General features: G+C 62.8%; 17 protein-coding genes. 7 read left to right on the top strand and 10 right to left on the bottom strand.

Features of this window, described 5'->3' with window-relative positions; all coding sequences use genetic code 11:
• Nucleotides 1-2: 2 nt before the first annotated feature.
• Complete coding sequence (locus NO357_RS14265) at nucleotides 3-536, top strand: peptidoglycan-binding domain-containing protein (RefSeq protein ID WP_306736366.1); 534 nt, start codon at nucleotides 3-5, stop codon at nucleotides 534-536.
• Between the two features lie 10 nt (nucleotides 537-546).
• Nucleotides 547-993 (top strand): DUF2267 domain-containing protein, encoded by a 447-nt coding sequence (locus NO357_RS14260; protein WP_306736532.1) that lies wholly within the window; start codon nucleotides 547-549, stop codon nucleotides 991-993.
• Nucleotides 994-1055: 62 nt separating this feature from the next.
• Here the strand turns inward: NO357_RS14260 and NO357_RS14255 are convergent, their stop codons facing one another.
• The 8 genes from NO357_RS14255 to NO357_RS14220 all read right to left on the bottom strand — a co-directional run bounded on the left by NO357_RS14255 (nucleotide 1056) and on the right by NO357_RS14220 (nucleotide 8550).
• Complete coding sequence (locus NO357_RS14255; protein ID WP_376744389.1) at nucleotides 1056-2534, bottom strand: Do family serine endopeptidase; 1479 nt, start codon at nucleotides 2532-2534, stop codon at nucleotides 1056-1058.
• Between the two features lie 165 nt (nucleotides 2535-2699).
• On the bottom strand, nucleotides 2700-2900 hold the full coding sequence (locus tag NO357_RS14250) for a DUF2065 family protein (protein WP_306736365.1): 201 nt from the start codon (nucleotides 2898-2900) through the stop codon (nucleotides 2700-2702).
• Nucleotides 2897-3775: a protease modulator HflC gene (hflC, locus tag NO357_RS14245; protein WP_306736364.1), complete on the bottom strand. Its 879-nt coding sequence runs from the start codon at nucleotides 3773-3775 to the stop codon at nucleotides 2897-2899. Before hflC ends, NO357_RS14250 begins: the two co-directional genes overlap by 4 nt.
• Complete coding sequence (gene hflK, locus NO357_RS14240; RefSeq protein WP_306736363.1) at nucleotides 3775-4929, bottom strand: FtsH protease activity modulator HflK; 1155 nt, start codon at nucleotides 4927-4929, stop codon at nucleotides 3775-3777. Before hflK ends, hflC begins: the two co-directional genes overlap by 1 nt.
• Before the next feature lie 60 nt (nucleotides 4930-4989).
• Nucleotides 4990-6357, bottom strand: a complete 1368-nt coding sequence (gene gor, locus NO357_RS14235) for a glutathione-disulfide reductase (protein ID WP_306736362.1) — start codon at nucleotides 6355-6357, stop codon at nucleotides 4990-4992.
• A 126-nt stretch (nucleotides 6358-6483) separates the two neighbouring features.
• Nucleotides 6484-7272: a ribose-5-phosphate isomerase RpiA gene (gene rpiA, locus NO357_RS14230; RefSeq protein WP_306736361.1), complete on the bottom strand. Its 789-nt coding sequence runs from the start codon at nucleotides 7270-7272 to the stop codon at nucleotides 6484-6486.
• Nucleotides 7273-7369: 97 nt separating this feature from the next.
• Complete coding sequence (locus NO357_RS14225; protein WP_306736360.1) at nucleotides 7370-7960, bottom strand: EF-hand domain-containing protein; 591 nt, start codon at nucleotides 7958-7960, stop codon at nucleotides 7370-7372.
• On the bottom strand, nucleotides 7957-8550 hold the full coding sequence (locus NO357_RS14220) for an EF-hand domain-containing protein (protein ID WP_306736359.1): 594 nt from the start codon (nucleotides 8548-8550) through the stop codon (nucleotides 7957-7959). The genes NO357_RS14225 and NO357_RS14220 overlap by 4 nt, the downstream gene beginning before the upstream one ends.
• Nucleotides 8551-8771: 221 nt before the next feature.
• Here NO357_RS14220 and NO357_RS14215 point away from each other — a divergent pair, with 221 nt between their 5' ends.
• The 3 genes from NO357_RS14215 (at nucleotide 8772) to NO357_RS14205 (ending at nucleotide 11926) form a co-directional block, all read left to right on the top strand.
• The gene (locus NO357_RS14215; RefSeq protein ID WP_306736358.1) at nucleotides 8772-9476 is read left to right on the top strand and encodes a glutathione S-transferase family protein; all 705 of its coding nucleotides are present in this window, start codon (nucleotides 8772-8774) and stop codon (nucleotides 9474-9476) included.
• Nucleotides 9477-10850 carry an L-serine ammonia-lyase gene (locus NO357_RS14210; protein ID WP_306736357.1) on the top strand — a complete coding sequence of 458 codons (1374 nt, stop codon included), beginning with the start codon at nucleotides 9477-9479 and terminating at the stop codon, nucleotides 10848-10850.
• 131 nt (nucleotides 10851-10981) lie between these two features.
• Nucleotides 10982-11926, top strand: a complete 945-nt coding sequence (locus NO357_RS14205; protein WP_306736356.1) for a DMT family transporter — start codon at nucleotides 10982-10984, stop codon at nucleotides 11924-11926.
• Here the strand turns inward: NO357_RS14205 and NO357_RS14200 are convergent.
• Nucleotides 11847-12476, bottom strand: a complete 630-nt coding sequence (locus tag NO357_RS14200) for a thiamine diphosphokinase (RefSeq protein WP_376744388.1) — start codon at nucleotides 12474-12476, stop codon at nucleotides 11847-11849. The genes NO357_RS14205 and NO357_RS14200 overlap by 80 nt on opposite strands.
• A 198-nt stretch (nucleotides 12477-12674) precedes the next feature.
• On the opposite strand from NO357_RS14200, the gene NO357_RS14195 reads away from it, so the two are divergent.
• Nucleotides 12675-15059: a chemotaxis protein CheA gene (locus NO357_RS14195; protein WP_306736354.1), complete on the top strand. Its 2385-nt coding sequence runs from the start codon at nucleotides 12675-12677 to the stop codon at nucleotides 15057-15059.
• 137 nt (nucleotides 15060-15196) lie between these two features.
• Here NO357_RS14195 and NO357_RS14190 read toward each other — a convergent pair whose 3' ends face one another.
• Nucleotides 15197-16432, bottom strand: a complete 1236-nt coding sequence (locus NO357_RS14190) for an acyl-CoA dehydrogenase family protein (RefSeq protein WP_306736353.1) — start codon at nucleotides 16430-16432, stop codon at nucleotides 15197-15199.
• Between the two features lie 365 nt (nucleotides 16433-16797).
• On the opposite strand from NO357_RS14190, the gene NO357_RS14185 reads away from it, so the two are divergent.
• A complete protein-coding gene (locus NO357_RS14185; RefSeq protein ID WP_306736352.1) occupies nucleotides 16798-17568 on the top strand; it encodes an MBL fold metallo-hydrolase in 771 nt (256 codons plus the stop codon).
• Nucleotides 17569-18093 lie beyond the last annotated feature (525 nt).

Below are 18093 nucleotides of genomic sequence, written 5' to 3'. Positions count from 1 at the left end.
CCATGTCACCGAGGATCCTGTTAACCGCGTTCGGCACCTGCGCCATGCTGGCCGCCTGCAACCCCGCGCCCGGAGTGACCCGGTTTTCCGAGCCTGCCCTGGTACAGACCTTCCAACAGGCCCCGCCCGGTGCCCCCGACGGCAGCTGCTGGGGCAAAGAGGTCACGCCGCCACGTTACAAGACCGTCTCGGGCCACGTCATGGTCCAGCCGGCGCAAGTGCTGGCTGATGGCACCGTCATGTCCGAGCCGATCTACAAACGCGAGGACCGTAAGGCCATCATTGAACCGCAGCGCGAGCTCTGGTTCCGCATGCCCTGCGAGGCAGACCTGCCGCCCGATTTCACCGCCTCGCTGCAACGCGCCCTGCAGGCCCGTGGCCACTATCACGGCGCCATCACCGGCGAGATGGACGGTCGCACCCGTCACGCCGTCCGCCGTTATCAGGCTCCGCAGGGCCTCGACAGCGCGATCCTGTCGCTGGCAGCCGCCCGCAAGTTGGGCCTGGTGCCCGTGGAACGGCCGGAAAAGGAGTGATCCCGTGCCCATGCCTTGGGCCTATCGCCACGCGACACGCGACTGGCGTGCCTTTCTTGAGGATGCCAAGGAGGAACTGGGGCTAACCTCAGACAATATGGCATATACCGCGGTACAAGGCGTGCTGCTCACCTTCCGACGTCGCCTGACGCCGACACAGGGCCTCGCCTTCGCCGATCAGCTCCCGGCGGTGCTGCGGGCGATCTTCGTCGCGCGTTGGGACATCTCGCAGCCCCCCGAACCCTGGATCAGCCTCGAAGAACTCAATGCCGAAGCCCGCGCCTTGCGCCCACATCACAATCTGACGCCACAACACGCCATCGAGGCCACCGCCCGTGCCCTGCGCGCACATGTCCGGCAGGTAGATTTCGACCGCATGCTTGAAACCCTTCCGCCCGAGGCCAGGGCTTTTTGGTTGGCCGAACACCCCGAGACCATCCCGCGCGAAACGAAGTAGGCCGGGCGCGAGCCCGGCCTACTTCGTTTCTCCGCCTGGCCCCGGGCACACCCGGGCTGGCATCACTTCTCCAGCGACAGCGCCACAAAGCGCGGATCACCCGCACGCCGCACCAGCAGCAGAAGCGACTTGCGCCCGGCCTCTTTGGCCTCGTCAATGCGCGCCTCCAGATCGGCGACGACCTTGACCTTCTGCTGGCCGGCCTCGGTGATCAGATCGCCCGCGCGAAGTCCTTTCTCGTAGGCCTCCGACGTTTCGTCGATGTCGCGCACGATCAATCCTTCGGCACTGGCGTCGAGATCGAGCTGACCGCGCAGTTCGTCGGTCATCTGGCTCAGCGTCATGCCCAGCACGTCCTTCTCGGTGGCTCCGCCATCATCCTCACCACCCGGCTGCGCGGCCGGGATCGCGCCTTCTGCCTCTTCGCGGCGACCCAGCGTGACCTTCAATGTCTGGGTCTTGCCTTCGCGGAACACCACCAAGCGGACGGTCTTGCCGACCTCGGAATTGCCGACCTGTCGCACCAGACCTCGGGTGTCTTCCACGTCCTGTCCATCGAAGCTCAGGATGACGTCACCCGACTGGACTCCGGCGTCCTTGGCTGGTCCGTCCGGAACGTCGGTCACAAGAGCGCCGGCCACCTTTTCCAAACCGATCGCCTCGGCTACGTCCTCGGTTACATCTTGGATGCGCACGCCGAGCCAGCCGCGGCGCGTCTCGCCGAACTGCTTGAGTTGGTCGACAACCTTCACCACCACGTTTGACGCCATCGAGAACCCGATCCCGATCGAACCGCCATTGGGCGACAGGATCGCCGTGTTCACACCGATCACTTCGCCATCCATGTTGAACAGCGGTCCGCCCGAGTTGCCCCGGTTGATCGCCGCGTCGGTCTGGATGTAATCGTCATAGGCCCCTGACAATGCCCGGCCACGCTGCGACACGATGCCGGCGGAAACCGAGAACCCCTGCCCCAGCGGGTTGCCCATTGCCATCACCCAATCGCCGACACGGGCGGTATCGCTGTCGCCGAAAGGCACGAAGGCCAGAGGTTTTTCAGCCTCGACTTTCAGCAGCGCGATATCTGTATTGGGGTCGGTGCCGATCACCTTCGCTTCCAGCTCTTCGCCCGTGAAAAACTCGATCACGATCTCGTCGGCGCTTTCGATCACGTGATTGTTGGTGACGATATAGCCGTCCTCCGAGATCACGAACCCCGAACCCAAAGCCGACGAGCGCCGCGGCCGGTCACCGTTTTCCCGGTTCCGGTCCTGAAATTCGCGGAAGAAATCCTCGAATGGGCTCCCTTCCGGTACGATCGGCCCCGGGCCTGTGCCTTGCGCCACAACGGTCGAGGTGGTGATGTTCACCACCGCCGGGCTGACTTCATCGGCCAGATCGGCAAAGCTTTCGGGCCGCGCCGCGGCCTGAATCGTTTGTACCAGGAGGAAGAGCGCCGACAGAACGCCCAGCCAGACAAGCTGAAGCGCCCGGTTCGAGTCATTTCGGTGGATGGGAAGTGCAACTGCCAGATTTTTCACTTCCGGGTCTCCTTATTCAAAGTGAAGTTCAAACCGCAGCTCTCCTTGCAGGGGGCCGCTTTGATTACTGACAGTAATCTAGGTGTCCTGTCGCGCAACACAAACCCGGCCACGATTTCTCAACCGAATGTGAAGATACGCGAAAAACCGCGTAAATCCCAGAGCTCACGCCCCAAGCAACTTGGCCACCCAGACCAGCAACAGGCCCAGCACCAGCGCCAACAATCCCATCAGACGTCGCGCCTCGGGCGGGATCTGCCGCAGTGCCTCGAGCATCTCTTCAACAAGCGAAGGGGCCAGTGCATAGACCAGCCCCTCCACGATCAGTACCAGCCCGAGGGCCAGGAGTGCCGTCCCGACGATCATTCGGGACGGTCGGTCTTGAGATAGTCGAAGAATTCGCTGTCCGGTGACATCACCATGGTCGTGTTCGACTGCCGCAGCGCCTCCTTGTAGGCATTGAGCGAGCGGTAGAATTCGAAGAATTCCTTGTCCGCTCCAAAGGCTTCGGCAAAGATCGCGTTGCGGCGGGCGTCGGCCTCACCGCGGATGATCTCGGCCTGCTTGCCGGCTTCCGACACGATCTCGACTTGGGTCCGGTCGGCCTGGGCGCGCACGCGCTGCGCGGCCTCGTTCCCGCGGGCGATCTCGTCGGCGGCCTCGCGTTCACGCTCGGCTTCCATCCGCGCGAAAGTGGCATCCAGGTTGGCCTCGGGCAGATCGGTCCGCTTCAGCCGCACGTCGATCACTTCCAGCCCCAGCGCCCGCGCTTCGGTGATGGCGAAATTGCGGATCCGCAGCATCAGCGCCGCCCGGTCGCTCGAAAGGATGTCATTCGATGACACCCCGCCCAGAACCTCGCGGGTTTTCGACCGCAGGATCGAATCGAGCCGCCGCCCGGCGACAGCAATCGCCTGATCACCCCCGGCGCCGGTGGCTTCGCGGAACTTGTTGACGTCGGCAATCCGGAACCGGGCAAAGGCGTCGACTTCCAGCCGGCGGTCGTCCGACGGCGTGATTTGAAGCGTGTCCACCTCGCGGCTCAGGATACGGTCGTCATAGCGCACCACCTCTTGGATCAGCGGTATCTTGAAATAAAGCCCGGGCTCGTCCTTGGTCGACACCACCCGTCCGAATTGCAGCACCAGCGCCTTTTCGCGCTCGTCCACGATGAACACCGCCGACAGCAATCCCGCCAGAACCAATACGACGACGGGAAGAATATAGGTTGATTTCCGCATCAGTTGTTTCCCCCGGCATTCGATTTACGCAGCTCGTTGAGCGGCAGGTAAGGTACCACGCCCTGGCCACCCTTTTGCTCGTCGATGATGATCTTGTCGACGCGGCCCAGCACTTCTTCCATGGTTTCCAGGTAGAGTCGCTTGCGGGTCACGTCCGGCGCCTTTTGGTACTCTTCCAGCACCGCGCTGAAGCGGCTGGCCTCACCCTCGGCCTCGTTGACCACCTGCGCACGGTAGCCCTCGGCCTCTTCCAGCGCCTGGGCGGCTTCACCGCGGGCTGCCGCCAGCACCTTGTTGGCATAGGCATCGGCCTGCTTTTCAAGCCGGTCGCGCTCCTGCTCCGCCGATTGTACCGCGAAGAAGGCCTGTTTCACCCGCTCGGGCGGGTCGGCCTTGTCGAAGTTGACGCGAACGATGTTTACGCCCGACTGGTAACTGTCGAGGGTCGATTCAATCAGGTCCTGCAACCGCTCGGCGATGATGCCGCGGTCACGGTTCAGGATCGGTGCCAGTTCGCTCTGGGCGATGATCTCACGCATCGCCGATTCACTCACCGCGCGGATGGTTTCACGCGGCTCGGCCAGTTCGAACAGGAAGTTCTTCGGATCTCTGATGTTCCATACCACCTGGAAATCGATGTCGACGATATTCTCGTCGCCTGTCAGCATCAGGCCCGAATCTGACCGGGTGGCCCCGACGCCGATATCCTCGGTTTGTTCGCGCGTCACTGGCAGCACCTCGGCGGTTACCACCGGCCACGGAGCAAAATTGAGGCCCGGGTTGCCGGTATCGGAATACTTGCCGAGGAACAGTTCCACTGACTGTTCTTCCGGTTTGACCGTGTAGAAGCTGGCATAGGCCCAGAGCGCCACCACCGCAAGCACGCCAAGCAGCACGGTACCGCGCGTCAGCGCCGGGCCGCCGTCGCCCCCCGCACCGCCGCCGCCACCGCGCCGCGATCCGTCGCCGCCACGGCCGCCCATCAGCACCTTGAGCTGCTCCTGGCCTTTCTTCATCAATTCTTCGATTTCGGGAATCTGCGGCCCGTCATCGCCCGGACGTCGGCCGCCGCCGCGTCCGTTGTCGCGTCCACCGCGGTCGTCGCCGCCGTTGTTTCCGCCGCCGCCCCAGGGGCCGCCCGAATTTCCTGCCATCTACAGCTTTCCTCTCTTCTTCGTCCGGTTTTCACTACCTGTGCAGTGGGTCCGGAAAAATCAACCCACGACGCGCGTCGGAGTCCTCATTGTCACGATCTCTTCGCTCATTGTCGGATGCACCGCCACCGTGCGGTCGAAATCCTCTTTCGTCGCCCCCATCTTCACCGCAATTCCGGCGAGTTGAATCATTTCGCCCGCTCCCGGCGCCACGATATGACAACCCAAAATCTTCCGGGTTTCGGCACAGACAATCAACTTCATCAGCACCCGTGCCTCGCGCCCTGCAAACAGCGTCTGCATCGGCCGGAACGAGGTTGCGTAAACCTCGATCGGCCCTGCGTCGCGTGCTTCTTCCTCGCTCATTCCCACCGTGCCGAATTCCGGCTGGGTGAAGATCGCCGTCGGAATCAGTTCGTGGTCGGGTTTCGTGAGGTTGCCTTTGAACACCGTTTCGACAAAGGCCATGCCCTCGCGGATCGCCACCGGCGTCAGGTTCACCCGGTCGGTCACATCGCCGACGGCATAGATCGAGGGCACTGCCGTCTGACCGTAGTCATCAACCAGCACTTCACCCTTGCGGCCCAGTTTCACGCCCACGTCTTCAAGGCCCATATCCTCTGTGTTGGGGTGCCGCCCGGTGGCGAACATCACAACGTCGAAATCGCGCTTATCCCCGTTGGTGGCCTTGACATGCACCCCGCCGCCATCCGCCGGCTCCATCTCGATCACGTTGGTGCCGAGATGCAGTTCGACCCCGTTCTGGATCATCTCTTCGCTGACCAGCCCGCGCGCCTCTTCATCGAATCCCCGCAGGACCTGTGCACCCCGGTAGTACTGCGTGGTCTTGACGCCCAACCCGTTCATGATGCCGGCAAACTCGCAGGCGATATAGCCGCCACCGACGATCAGGATCGACCTGGGCAGTTCATCGAGGTGAAAAATCTCGTTCGAGGTGATGGCCAACTCCTCGCCCGGAATACCCGGCTTCACCGGTCGCCCACCCATCGCCAGCAGAATATGCTTGGCCGACTTCCGCTCTCCGGAGGACAGTTCGACCGTATGCGCATCGACGATACGTGCCCGGGCGTCGAAGGTCTCGACTCCGCTGCCGGCGAGCAGTTTGCGATAGATCCCTTCCAACCGGTCCAGCTCCGCTTCGAGATTGCCACGGAAAACCGGCCAGTCGAACCCGTCGGTATGTACCGTCCAGCCATAGGCGGCGGCATCTTCCATCGCAGGGGCATATTCGCTGGCAAAGACCATCAGCTTTTTCGGCACGCAGCCACGGATCACACAGGTACCGCCGTAGCGGCTCTCCTCGGCCAGGGCCACCCTGGCCCCCGCCTCGACCGCAGCAACCCGCGCCGCGCGGACGCCGCCCGAGCCGCCGCCGATCACGAAGAGATCATAGTCGAAATCACTCATGGTCCGCCCTTTTTCCGCTGCAGCGCTCCGGACACATCTATTGCAAAGGGCCGCGGAGTCCAGCCAAAGCGGCATCGCCGATCCCGAGAAGGCAGGAAATTTCGCCGAAAATCCGTGTTTCCGGTGCTATTCCAACAAATCGCTGAACAGGTTGTCGTCCTCGACGAAATCCAACCGGTCCTCTTCTTCGGTGCCTTCGTTGATATCGCGGACCACGACCCGCCCGTCGCCGTATCCGATCACCACGCGGTCGCAGATGTCGATGAACAGCCCGTTTTCCACCACGCCCGGCATCTGGTTCAGCACCATGGCAAGCTGGCGGGCATTGCCGATCCGGTTCAGATGCAGGTCAATGATGTGGTTACCCTCGTCTGTGATGTAAGGCACCTCGCCGTTCATACGCAACGTCGTCTGCCGCCCGAGCACGTCCATCGAGACCAGCGTCTCCTCGATCAACGCCTTGGTGGTCTGCCAGCCGAACGGAATCACCTCGACCGGCAGCGGAAACGCGCCCAACGTCTCGACTTCCTTGCTGGCGTCGGTGATCACCACCATCTGGTCACTGGCCGTTGCCACGATCTTTTCCTGCAACAACGCCCCGCCGCCGCCCTTGATAAGGTTCAGCTCACTGTCGAACTCGTCCGCCCCGTCAATTGTCAGGTCGAGCCACTTGGCCTCGTCCAGCGAGATCACCTCGATCCCGACATCACGGGCTAGCTCCGCCGTACGTGTCGAGGTCGGCACGCCTTTGAACTTCAGCCCGTCGTCGCGCACCATCTCGCCCAGACAGCGCACCAGCCACGCCGCGGTCGAGCCGGTGCCGAGGCCCACGCGCATGCCGTCTTCGACCATGTCGGCGGCGCGTTTGGCGGCAACGAACTTAGCCTTGTCGATGGGTGATAGTTCTCCGGTCATCGGCAGCTCTCCGTCTTTGTCCCCATCGGCCTTATAGGAACATTCCGGACCCGAAGCGAGACGCGATTGTCAGGCGGGGCTGCGGTTTTTCGTCCGCTCAGCGCTTTGCGGCATCGCGCAACAGGTCGATCGCGGCGATGATTTCGTCGGGCGTGGTCACGCCATCGCCGTCCAGATCCATGCCAAGGATCACGGTGATTTCGTTGCTGTTTCTCAACCCTCCCACTTCAGCGGGCTTCTCGCCCAGCCCGGAAAGGATCTCCGGAACCGTCACGGTTCCGTTCCCGTCCCGGTCGGCCGCAAAGTGCCGCGCCCTAATTCGTGCGGCATTGTTCGACGGCAGGATTTGCTCCATCTCCTTCATGTCTTCGACCGACACCGCGCCGTCACCGTCAAGGTCGTAGTTCAGCATCTTCGAAACTTCCCGCGCCCGCCACTGCGCGTCTTCGAAACGAAACCGCCGCTCGACGGCGATGCGACTGACATGGCCGTCGTGTTCGACACGAAACGCGACCCCGAGATAGCGGCGCTTGGCCGCCTCCGGGTCCGACAAGATTCTCTGCAACTCGTTCTGAAAGAACTTTTGCTTGGTGATGCGGTTGAATATCTCGATGCCCGTGTCAGCCCGGCCCAGCCCCGGCACCAGAACGGCCAGCGCAAGCGCAAGGCAACGAAGAACCGGCGTCATTCCACCATCATGCCACGCACGCCGCGCGCCATTTCCTGGAGGTTCACCGCCCCGTCGTCATCGAGATCGAAGAACATCAGATCCCGTGCCTGGGCCAATGCGTTCTCGGATCGCCGGTCCAGTGCGCCGGGGGCTCTAGCAGCCTCGCGCATCTCGTCGGTCGAAATCGCGCCGTCGCCGTTGGCATCCGCAGCCGACAGGATCAGCGCGGCGTCGACCTTGCGGCGACTGTCCATCCGGCTCAGTACCGCGTCGCGCTCCTCGGGCAGCAGGAGACCATCGAAATCCAGGTCCATCGCGATCAACTGCTGCATCGCCTTGGCCCGCATCTCGGCCACCAGAATGTTCTCATAGACCGCCAGTGTCTCACCGGTGATGTCACCTCTCGGATCGACCTGAAGCATAATCGTCGCCAGCCATTGAATCGCATTTGACGCTGGACCGCGCTCGACATAGCTCAGCGATTGCGGCAGGTCTTTCAGGGCCAGCGTCTTCTCTGCGGCTGGCGCAGCAGCCTTCGTGTCCTGCGCCATCGCGGTCCCCGACAGAGCCAGCAATACCGCCACCGTTGCCGTCAGAATTCTTCGCATTGCCTGTCCTCTTTCACTTATCCATCACTGAGTATGTTCCAGCACCGCACTTTCCGACAAAGGCAGGCCATGCTGTCCGCCAATCAATCAAAAATTGATCGATAAAGCCGAGAGACACGTTTTTCCAGCACATCCGCGGAAAAATACCGTTTCGCTCACAGCACCGACTGGTACAATCTGAACCAAGCGAGGAACCGCCCGAAACAGCGTGGTCGAGTTGCATGTCACCGCCCTACCGCCTGCACTATGCCCCCGACAACGCCTCGCTGATCGTGCGGCTGGCGCTGGAGGAACTCGGCGAGCCATACGAAACGGCCCTGGTCGACCGCGCCGCCGGGGGCCAGCACAGCCCGGCCTATCTGGCGCTCAATCCCCACGGCCTCATCCCGACGCTGGAGACGCCCCGCGGCCCGATCTTCGAAACCGCCGCGATCCTTCTCTGGCTTGCCGACACCCACGGGGCACTGGCTCCTGCGCCAGACGACCGCGAGCGCGGCGCTTTTCTCAAATGGCTATTTTTCACCTCGAACACGGTCCATGCCGGGCTCAGGATGCTGTTCTACCCCGAGAAATACGTTGGCGCCGATCCGGGCGCAGGAAACGCCCTGCGCACCCGGATGCAAACCAGCCTCAAGACCCACCTGACCAAGCTCGATACCCTCGCCGCCGCCCAGACGCCGGTTCTGAACGGCATCCCGCTTACCGCGCTCGATCTCTACCTCCCGGCCCTTCTGCGCTGGATGGCCCTCTATCCCGCAGGTGTAACCGGCTGGTTCCGTCTCGCCGACACGCCGCATTTGCACGCTCTTGCGGCGCGGATCGAACAGCGCGACAGCGTCACCCGCGCCAAAGCTGCCGAAGGGTTGGGCGAAACCCCGTTCTCCCGACCCCGCCATGCCACCCCGCCCGAAGGAAGCGCGCGCTAGATGTTTCTCTCCGTCTTCGACATGTTCAAAATCGGCGTCGGCCCATCCTCCTCGCACACGATGGGCCCGATGTCGGCCGCCGGGCGGTTTCTCGATCTCATGCGCGCCTCGCCTTTCGAATTTTCCGGGCTGCGCGGCTCGCTGCATGGCAGCTTGGCCTTCACCGGAATCGGCCATGCCACCGACCGCGCCACCATTCTCGGCCTCGCCGGGTTCCAGCCGGAAACCTACGAGCACGACAAGGCCGAGGAAACACTCGTGTCCATCCGCGAAACCGGCCGCATCATGCCACCCGGCCTGCCGACGCTGAATTTTCTGCCAAGGGAAGACCTCGTCTTCGACTATGGCCCCGCGCTGCCGGGCCATGCCAATGGCATGATCCTGATGGCCACGGACGCCCAGGGCGACGTGATCCTGCAGGAGACCTACTATTCCATCGGCGGCGGTTTCGTGTTGACCGAGACAGAGCTGGCTCAGGGCAAAGCCACCGACGAAGGCGCTCCCGTCCCCTACCCGTTCAAGACCGCAGCGGAGATGCTCGACATGGCGCTGCATTCCGGCAAGTCGATCGCCGAGATGAAGCGCGCCAACGAAATCGCCCGCGGTTGCGCCCAGTCGCTCGCCACCGGCACCGCGCGGATCTGGCAGGTGATGAACAACTGCATCGAACGCGGTCTGACCACGTCGGGAGAGCTTCCCGGGGGCCTGCGGGTCAAGCGCCGCGCCAGGTCGATCCGCGAGCAGCTCGAAGCCGAGCGCGGGATGAACCTCAACGCACCGCACACGATCAACGACTGGATTTCCGCCTACGCCATGGCGGTAAATGAAGAAAACGCCGCCGGCGGCCAGGTCGTGACCGCCCCCACCAACGGCGCCGCCGGGGTGATGCCGGCGGTGATCCGCTACTGGCTCGACCATATCCCCGGCGCGGTGCCCTCGAAAATCGAGGATTTCCTGCTCACTGCCGCCGCCATCGGTGGGCTGGTGAAGTTCAACGCCTCGATCTCGGGCGCCGAGGCAGGGTGCCAGGCCGAGGTCGGCAGCGCGTCGGCCATGGCTGCGGCTGGCCTCTGTGCGGTGATGGGCGGCACGCCCGCGCAAGTGGAAAACGCCGCCGAGATCGCACTGGAGCACCATCTTGGCATGACCTGCGACCCCGTGAAGGGCCTGGTTCAGGTGCCCTGCATCGAACGCAACGGGCTGGGCGCGATCAAGGCGGTCTCGGCCGCGAGTCTCGCGCTGCGCGGTGACGGAACCCATCTGGTGCCGCTCGATGCCTGTATCGAGACCATGCGCCAGACTGGTCTCGACATGGGCGAGAAATACAAGGAAACCTCGCTCGGCGGTCTTGCTGTCAACGTGCCGAACTGCTGATCGGCGCAGGGTCGCGGCACATCCCGTGCACGTGGCAAGGCACTCGATGCCAACAACCTCATAAATTGAAATCCACTTACTTTCTAAAACATAAAGTTGCAAAGGTGCCGGAACCCTCCTAGCGTCGCTCCATGGTTTCCGATCGCCCTCTTTATGGTCTGCTGCTGATGCTCGGTTTTTGCATTGTTGCCCCCGCGGCCGATGCTGTCGCCAAGCTGCTCGGACAGACCATGCCAATCGGTCAGTTGGTCTTTTTCCGTTTTGCCATACAAGCAGTCTTGCTGATCCCGCTGGTCTGGGTCACCGCGCGGCCCTGGCGTATGCGCGGACGCGTCCTGCGGCTGACACTGCTGCGCACCGTGATGCATGTCTTCGGCATCGGCCTGATGGTCGCTGCCCTGCAATACCTGCCACTGGCCGACGCCATCGCGATCTGTTTCGTTATGCCCTTTCTTTTGCTGGTCCTCGGAAGGCTGCTTCTCAAGGAAGAGGTTGGTCGCCGCCGCATCCTCGCCGCGCTCGCCGGGTTCTCCGGAACGCTGCTGGTGATCCAGCCCAGCTTCACCGAGGTCGGCTGGGCCGCCCTGCTGCCGTTGGGCGTGGCGCTCAACTTCGCCTTTTTCATCCTGGTCACCCGCCAGATCGCAAAGGAGACCGACCCCGTCGGCCTTCAGGCGGTCTCCGGCGTGTTTGCCGTCGGGTTGATCGGGCCGGCACTGCTGCTGGGCCCTGTCTTGCCGTTGGAGTCGCTGGCGCTGATCTCACCGAACGGCACCGAATGGATGTTGCTGTTAGGCATCGGCCTGCTCGGTACGCTGGCGCATCTGCTGATGACCTGGTCGCTGCGCTTTGCCCCCGCCGCCACGCTGGCGCCGCTGCAATATCTCGAAATCCCGGTTGCCGCCATGATCGGACTGGCCGTGTTCGGCGACTGGCCCGATGCCCTCGCACTGATGGGCATTCTCGTCACCGTCGCCGCCGGGCTCTATGTGGCGATCACTGAAAAGTCCACCGCGGCGCCTGCGGGTCGGCGAGCGCCCGCACCACCGTCGCAAACCGCCCAGCCGGCAGAATGACGATCATCCCCGGGCGGTCAACCTCGACCCGGACCGGACCGCATACCTCGTTCGACGTTCCAATCCGTTCGCCCGGGGCGAAGCTGATACCATCCAACGCCCAGCGCAGGCCGTCCGACCGCGCCCTGATATCCGTCATCGGAAACAGTGAAAACCGGCTGCCGACAGGCAGGTCGAGCCGCAGATCGGGTGGGCAGAGAAAAACCAAATCGCGCTTGCCCAGCAACAGGCAGGGCCGCGCGGCAAAGCGTATCAGCCCGTGCAGCACCGCCAGTTGATGATCGACCCGGCCGCCGAGAAAGCCCACTCCGATGATCAGCGGGGCCTCGATCAGGCTCAGGCACTTCTCGAAATCCGTGGTATCCTGATCGTCGAAGACGTGGCAGCGTTCCTCCGGTACCACCGCCCGCGTCGCCTCGGAAATCGAGTCGAAATCCCCGATCACCGCCTCCGGCACAAACCCATTTTCGAGCACGACGCGCGCCGCGCCGTCGGCCGCCACAATCTTGGACCCGTGAACAATCGCCGCCTTCAGCAGCGCTTTTTTCACCTTTCCACCACCAACTAGAACAATGGGTAGCGAATCGTGAACAATCTCCTCGCCCATCTGTTATTTGTGCCCGTTCGGGAAACGGATCACATTTATGTCACGAAATGATACGGTAAACATCGCAGATTCGGGCCGGTTTGGACGAGGTAAAGATGTTTCAAGTTTAAACAAAGCAATAACCGTTTGGCGAGCAATCACATGGTCAATTCCAACAAAATCCTGACAGTCTCCTACGGCACGTTTTCGTGCACCCTCGAAGGATTCGAGGATGCCTTCGGCACCATGAAGGCCATTGCCGAATATTTCCGGGATCTTGCCGCAGATGACCGCTATTTCGGCGCCGAACCGCCGACGCCGGATGCCGAGATGCTTGCCCGCATCGCCGAACGCGAAATCGCGCGCCGGGTCGAGGCCCAGATTGAAAATCAAAATATCCGCCTGCGCGCCGATCCGGGTTCGGTTCTGCCCGTGGCGACCCGTGCCGCAGAAGCCGCCCCCGAAAAACCGGAAGTCCATGCCGAGGCCGCCGTCGCCCGGCCGCAACCCGCAGACACAGAAGACACCGCTGGCCCGGCCGAAGCCGCCGAAGCCCGGGCCGGCGACGCCGCCACCGGCTTTTCCGGGCTGACGCAACTGCTCACAGGTCGCGCCAAAACCTCAGTTGACGACACCGAAGAGCTTGCCGAAGACCTCGTGGCCGGCGAGGCCGAGGCGACGGAGGCACCGACCATCGCCGCCGACGAAGCAGAGGAAGACGAAATCGCCTGGCCCGAAGACGACGCCGCGTCGTTCTTCGAAACCGCCGAAACCACCCAGCCGGCCCCGGAGGTTCAGAGCGACGACACCGACAGCGTCGCCGCAAAGCTGTCGCGCATTCGCGCCGTCGTCTCGCAGGATAATGCGGCAGCTGTCGGGACCGATTTCTCCGAAGACGAACATGCCGACGAATTCCTCGCGGACGCGCACGAAGACATCGAAGCCGCCCTCGCCATCGACGATCAGGCCGAAAAGGCGCGCGACGCCTGGCAAGTTGAGGAAGATACCGACGATAGCGCGGCGGTGACCGCACTCCTCGACCGCTTTGACAGTGAAGAACAAGCCGAAGCCGCTCAGGCCGAGGTCGAACTGGCCGAGGTCGAACTGGCCGAGGAGGAGTCGGCCGAGGAGGAACTGGCCGAGGAAACGTTTGTCGCAGCGGACCTGCTCCAAGAGGTGCTGACAGACGAAGAACTGGCAGACGAGCCCCAGGCGGGTGAGGAACCGGTGGGACTGGAGCCTGACGAAGATCAGAAGGCCGACGCCGACGAAACCTTGGAGGAAATGGAAGACATCGCCGACGAAACCGATGTCGCGGAAATCGACGAGGATGACGCGCTGTTCTCGTCGGACGCCGAGGATTCACTCTTCGGTTCGCCCGAAGACGCGGCAGATGCCCTCGGCGGCGCGGCTGAGGACGAGGTGTCCGAAACCCAGATCCGCGCCCGCGTGATCAAAATGAAACGCGCCGATTTCGAGGCGGTGGTTACATCCGGCGATCTCGAAGAGGATCTCGACGCTGCCACCGATGAGCTCGAAGACCGGGACGAAGATTCGAGCCTGTCCGCCGAAGATGAGGCCGATCTCCTGCGCGAACTGGCCGCCGTCGAGGCTGAACTGGCCCCGCCCGAAGACTCCGGTGACGAAGACGAGTTCGCGGTCGTCGAATTCGAAGAGGAAGACGAAGACGAAACGCCCATCGACCTCTCCGCCTTCGCCGGCGCCGACTCCGACGAAGACGACGACGACCAGGGCATAGCCGGCCCCGACTATGCCGAGATCTTCGGAGACAGCGACGAAAGCGAGGCCGAGGACGAACCCGTTGCCCTGGACGACGCGGAAGACGAAGAGGAACAGCCGCGGCCGACGACGCGCTTCACCGACGACACCGAAACCGACATGGAACGCATGTTCGACATGGCCGACAGCCAGATGGACGAAGAGGCCGGCAAGGGCCGCCGCAATGCCATCGCGCACCTGCGCGCCGCAGTGGCTGCCGCCAAGGCCGAGGGTGGCAAGATCCGCACCCACGGCCCCGACACCGAGGCTTATCGCGACGATCTCGACAGCGTGGTGCGGCCCCGCCGTCCCGAGGCCGGCAAGACCCACACCCGCCGTCCCAACCCGACGCGCCCGGCACCGCTCAAGCTGGTGGCGGAACAACGTGTCGATCTCGAAAAGACGGAAGAACGGATGCCGATCCGGCCGCGCCGCGTCAGTGCCCCGGCAGCCGAGCTGGTCGATGATATCACTTCGGACAGCGATTTCGCGGAATACGCCGAAAACGTCGGCGCCAATTCCCTCCCCGAATTGCTCGAGGCGGCCGCCGCCTACCTGTCTTTCGTCGAAGGCCGCAAACAGTTCTCGCGCCCGCAGCTGATGACCCAGGTGCGCCAGGTCGAGCAGGAGGACTTTTCGCGCGAAGACGGGCTGCGCTCGTTCGGCCAGTTGCTGCGCGAAGGCAAAATCGAAAAACTCGAAGGCGGCCGTTTCAAGGCCTCCGAGAGCATCTCCTACCGCCCTGGCAAACGCTACGCGGGCGAGTAACCTGCCACCCTACCAACGAAAAACGGCGCCCTATCGGGGCGCCGTTTCTTTTCGTTTAGCTGCAAAGCATGTTTCGGCAAACGTGCCCAACCCGTGCTTCCGGTCTCAGGTGGGACCTCCCCCGCTCCGCCGAGTCGTCAGATCTTCTGCTGAGTATACTTCCGCAACTCCTTACGCGCGATCTGGCGACGGTGCACCGCGTCGGGCCCGTCGGCAAAGCGCAGCGTGCGCACCTGCGTCCAGGCGATCCCCATCGGGGTTTCCTGGCTGATCCCCGCCCCGCCATGCATCTGGATCGAATCATCGATCACCTGCAGCGACGTCAGCGGCGCCACCACCTTGATCATCGAAATCCACGGGTAAGCTTCACGCGGATCGCCCTTGTCCATCATCCACGCTGCCTTGAGGCACAGCAGCCGGGCCTGTTCGATCTCCATCCGGGCATTGGCGATTATGTCGAAATTCGCCCCCAGAAGTGCGATCGGCTTGCCGAAGGCCTCGCGTTCCAGCGAGCGTTTGCACATCCGCTCCAGCGCCGCCTCGGCCTGGCCGACGGCGCGCATGCAGTGGTGAATCCGGCCCGGCCCAAGCCGCCCCTGGGCGATCTCGAAGCCCCGGCCCTCGCCCAGAATCATGTGATCCACCGGCACCCGCACATCGGTAAAACGGATATGCATGTGGCCGTGCGGCGCGTCGTCGTGGCCGTAAACCTCCATCGCCCGCAGCACCTCGATCCCGGGCGTGTCGGCCGGCACCACCAGCATCGAATGCCGCTGGTGCTTGGGGTCCGCGTCGCTGCCGGTCTTCACCATGGTGATATAGACCTTGCAACGCGGATCGCCCGCGCCTGACGACCACCACTTTTCTCCATTGAGCACGTAATCGTCGCCATCGCGCACGCAGGACATCGAGATATTGGTCGCATCCGAGCTCGCCACGTCCGGCTCGGTCATGAGGTAAGCCGAGCGAATCTCGCCATCGAGCAACGGCTTCAGCCATTTCTCCTTCATCCAGTCCGCGCCATAGCGCTCCAGCACTTCCATGTTGCCGGTATCGGGCGCCGAACAGTTGAACACCTCCGCGCCCAGCGGCGTCTTGCCCATCTCCTCGGCGAAATAGGCATATTCCACCGTGGTTAGGCCGAAACCGCGATCGCTGTCGGTCAGCCAGAAATTCCACAGGCCCCGTTCCTTGGCCTTCGCCTTGAGGCTTTCCAGAATTTCACGCTGGCGATCGGTGTATTGCCAGCGGTCGCCCTTGCTGATCTCGGCATGGTATTCGTCTTCCAGCGGCATCACCTCGTTGCGGATCATGTCGCGCACCTGCTCCAGCAACGGTTCGTGCTCCGCGCGAATGCCCAGGTTCATGTCCATGTCTCTGGTCCTTTCCTCTCTCCGCGTTTCTCGGGCCGAGTAGAGGCCGCGCCTGACCCGGAGTAAACCCCGGAACGCAAATGCCGTTGCGTCGTGCCGTCGGCCAGGCCCGTCATCACAATGTCACATGATCCGGGCAGGCTGCAGGCCATTCCCGAATCCCTGTTCAGTACAGTCGGCGGCGGCCTCATCCCCGGGCCGCCGAATTTCGTCTGCCATCTCCCTGAGCCGGTCGCCGCCCGGTTTCTATGCGCCTGCACACGCAGCACAACCCCGGCGATTTACGGAAGGGGTCCGCGTTGAGTTGATTTTTGTTAGACAAAGCGTGATACCCGCCACAAACCCAATCAACCAAGACAGAGACCATGGAAATCCAGCAAATCAGAAATGCCACGCTGATCATCGAGTTTGCGGGGAAACGTTTCCTTGTCGATCCGATGCTGTCCGCCAAGGACTCCTTGCCACCCTTTGCCGGTACGCCGAACGACCACAAACGCAATCCTCTGGTTGAACTGCCGATCGGTTTGGACGACATCACGAATGTCGATGCCGTCATCGTGACGCACACCCACCTCGATCACTGGGACGGCGCCGCTGCCGACACCCTGCCGAAGACCCTCCCGCTTTTCGTGCAGCACGAAGCCGACGCCGGCAAAATCCGGGAAGCTGGCTTCACCGACATCCGGCTTCTGTCTGAAAACAGCAGCTTCGATGATATCGCCCTCATCAAGACGCCGGGCCAGCATGGCAGCGACGAGGCCATGCGGCGCCTTGGCGACCGGCTGGGAGAAGTCTGCGGCGTGGTGTTCCGCCACCCTGCCGAAGAAACGCTCTACCTTGCAGGCGATACAGTCTGGAACGATGATGTTGCGGACAACCTGAGCCGCCATGCGCCGGGCGTGGTCATCCTAAATTGCGGCGACGCGCAGATCAACGGGATTGGCTCGATCATCATGGGTCGTGCGGACCTGCTCGAGGTTTCAAATGCGGCGCCACGGGCAAACATCGTGGCGACGCACATGGAGGCGGTCAATCATGCCGTGCTGACACGGCAGGAACTTAAGACTTTCGCGGCCACCAGCGGAATCGAGTCCCGCGTACATGTACCGAACGACGGCGAAACCCTACGCTTCTGAGCGTCAGTCAGGCAAACGCCGGCTCCAAGGCCATAGACAGGCGCCGCCCACAACAGGTCGGACACGCGCAAAATTCATCTAAATCTCGGTAAATGGTGCGGTCGAGAAGACTCGAACTTGCACGACGCCAGAGAAACACTACGTAAAACCAACCACTTGCCAAGATACCGAAGAGAGGCATTCCTGAGCGGGTGTGCTGTGGGTTCTTCTACGGTGTGCTTCAATTGGTCGTCAAGGGCAGCACGTCGCGGGAGACCCACTATTGGAACGGCTTAGCCTTGGCCCTTTCGCTCCGCATGATGAGCTTGTTCAGGCCGCTTTCGGAGATGACCCAGACGGCCCTGCCAGCACCGGCGAGACAAACAGAGGCGCGACCTCTCTTCATCTTTTCGTCGTCATTGACGGGGACCGAGGTCTCTCCCGCTCTGCCGCAGGCCGAGACCGTTGTAGGAATCTCTGGCACGGCTCGTCGTCGATCTGGACCACCCTCAGGTCCATTCCACCGTAGCTGTAGGTCGGTACCTC

The organism is Marimonas arenosa (assembly GCF_030848945.1).
Classification (GTDB): Bacteria; Pseudomonadota; Alphaproteobacteria; order Rhodobacterales; family Rhodobacteraceae; genus Marimonas; species Marimonas arenosa.
Note: the sequence above shows the minus strand (reverse complement) of the source record. Positions and strands in the feature narration are given on the sequence as shown.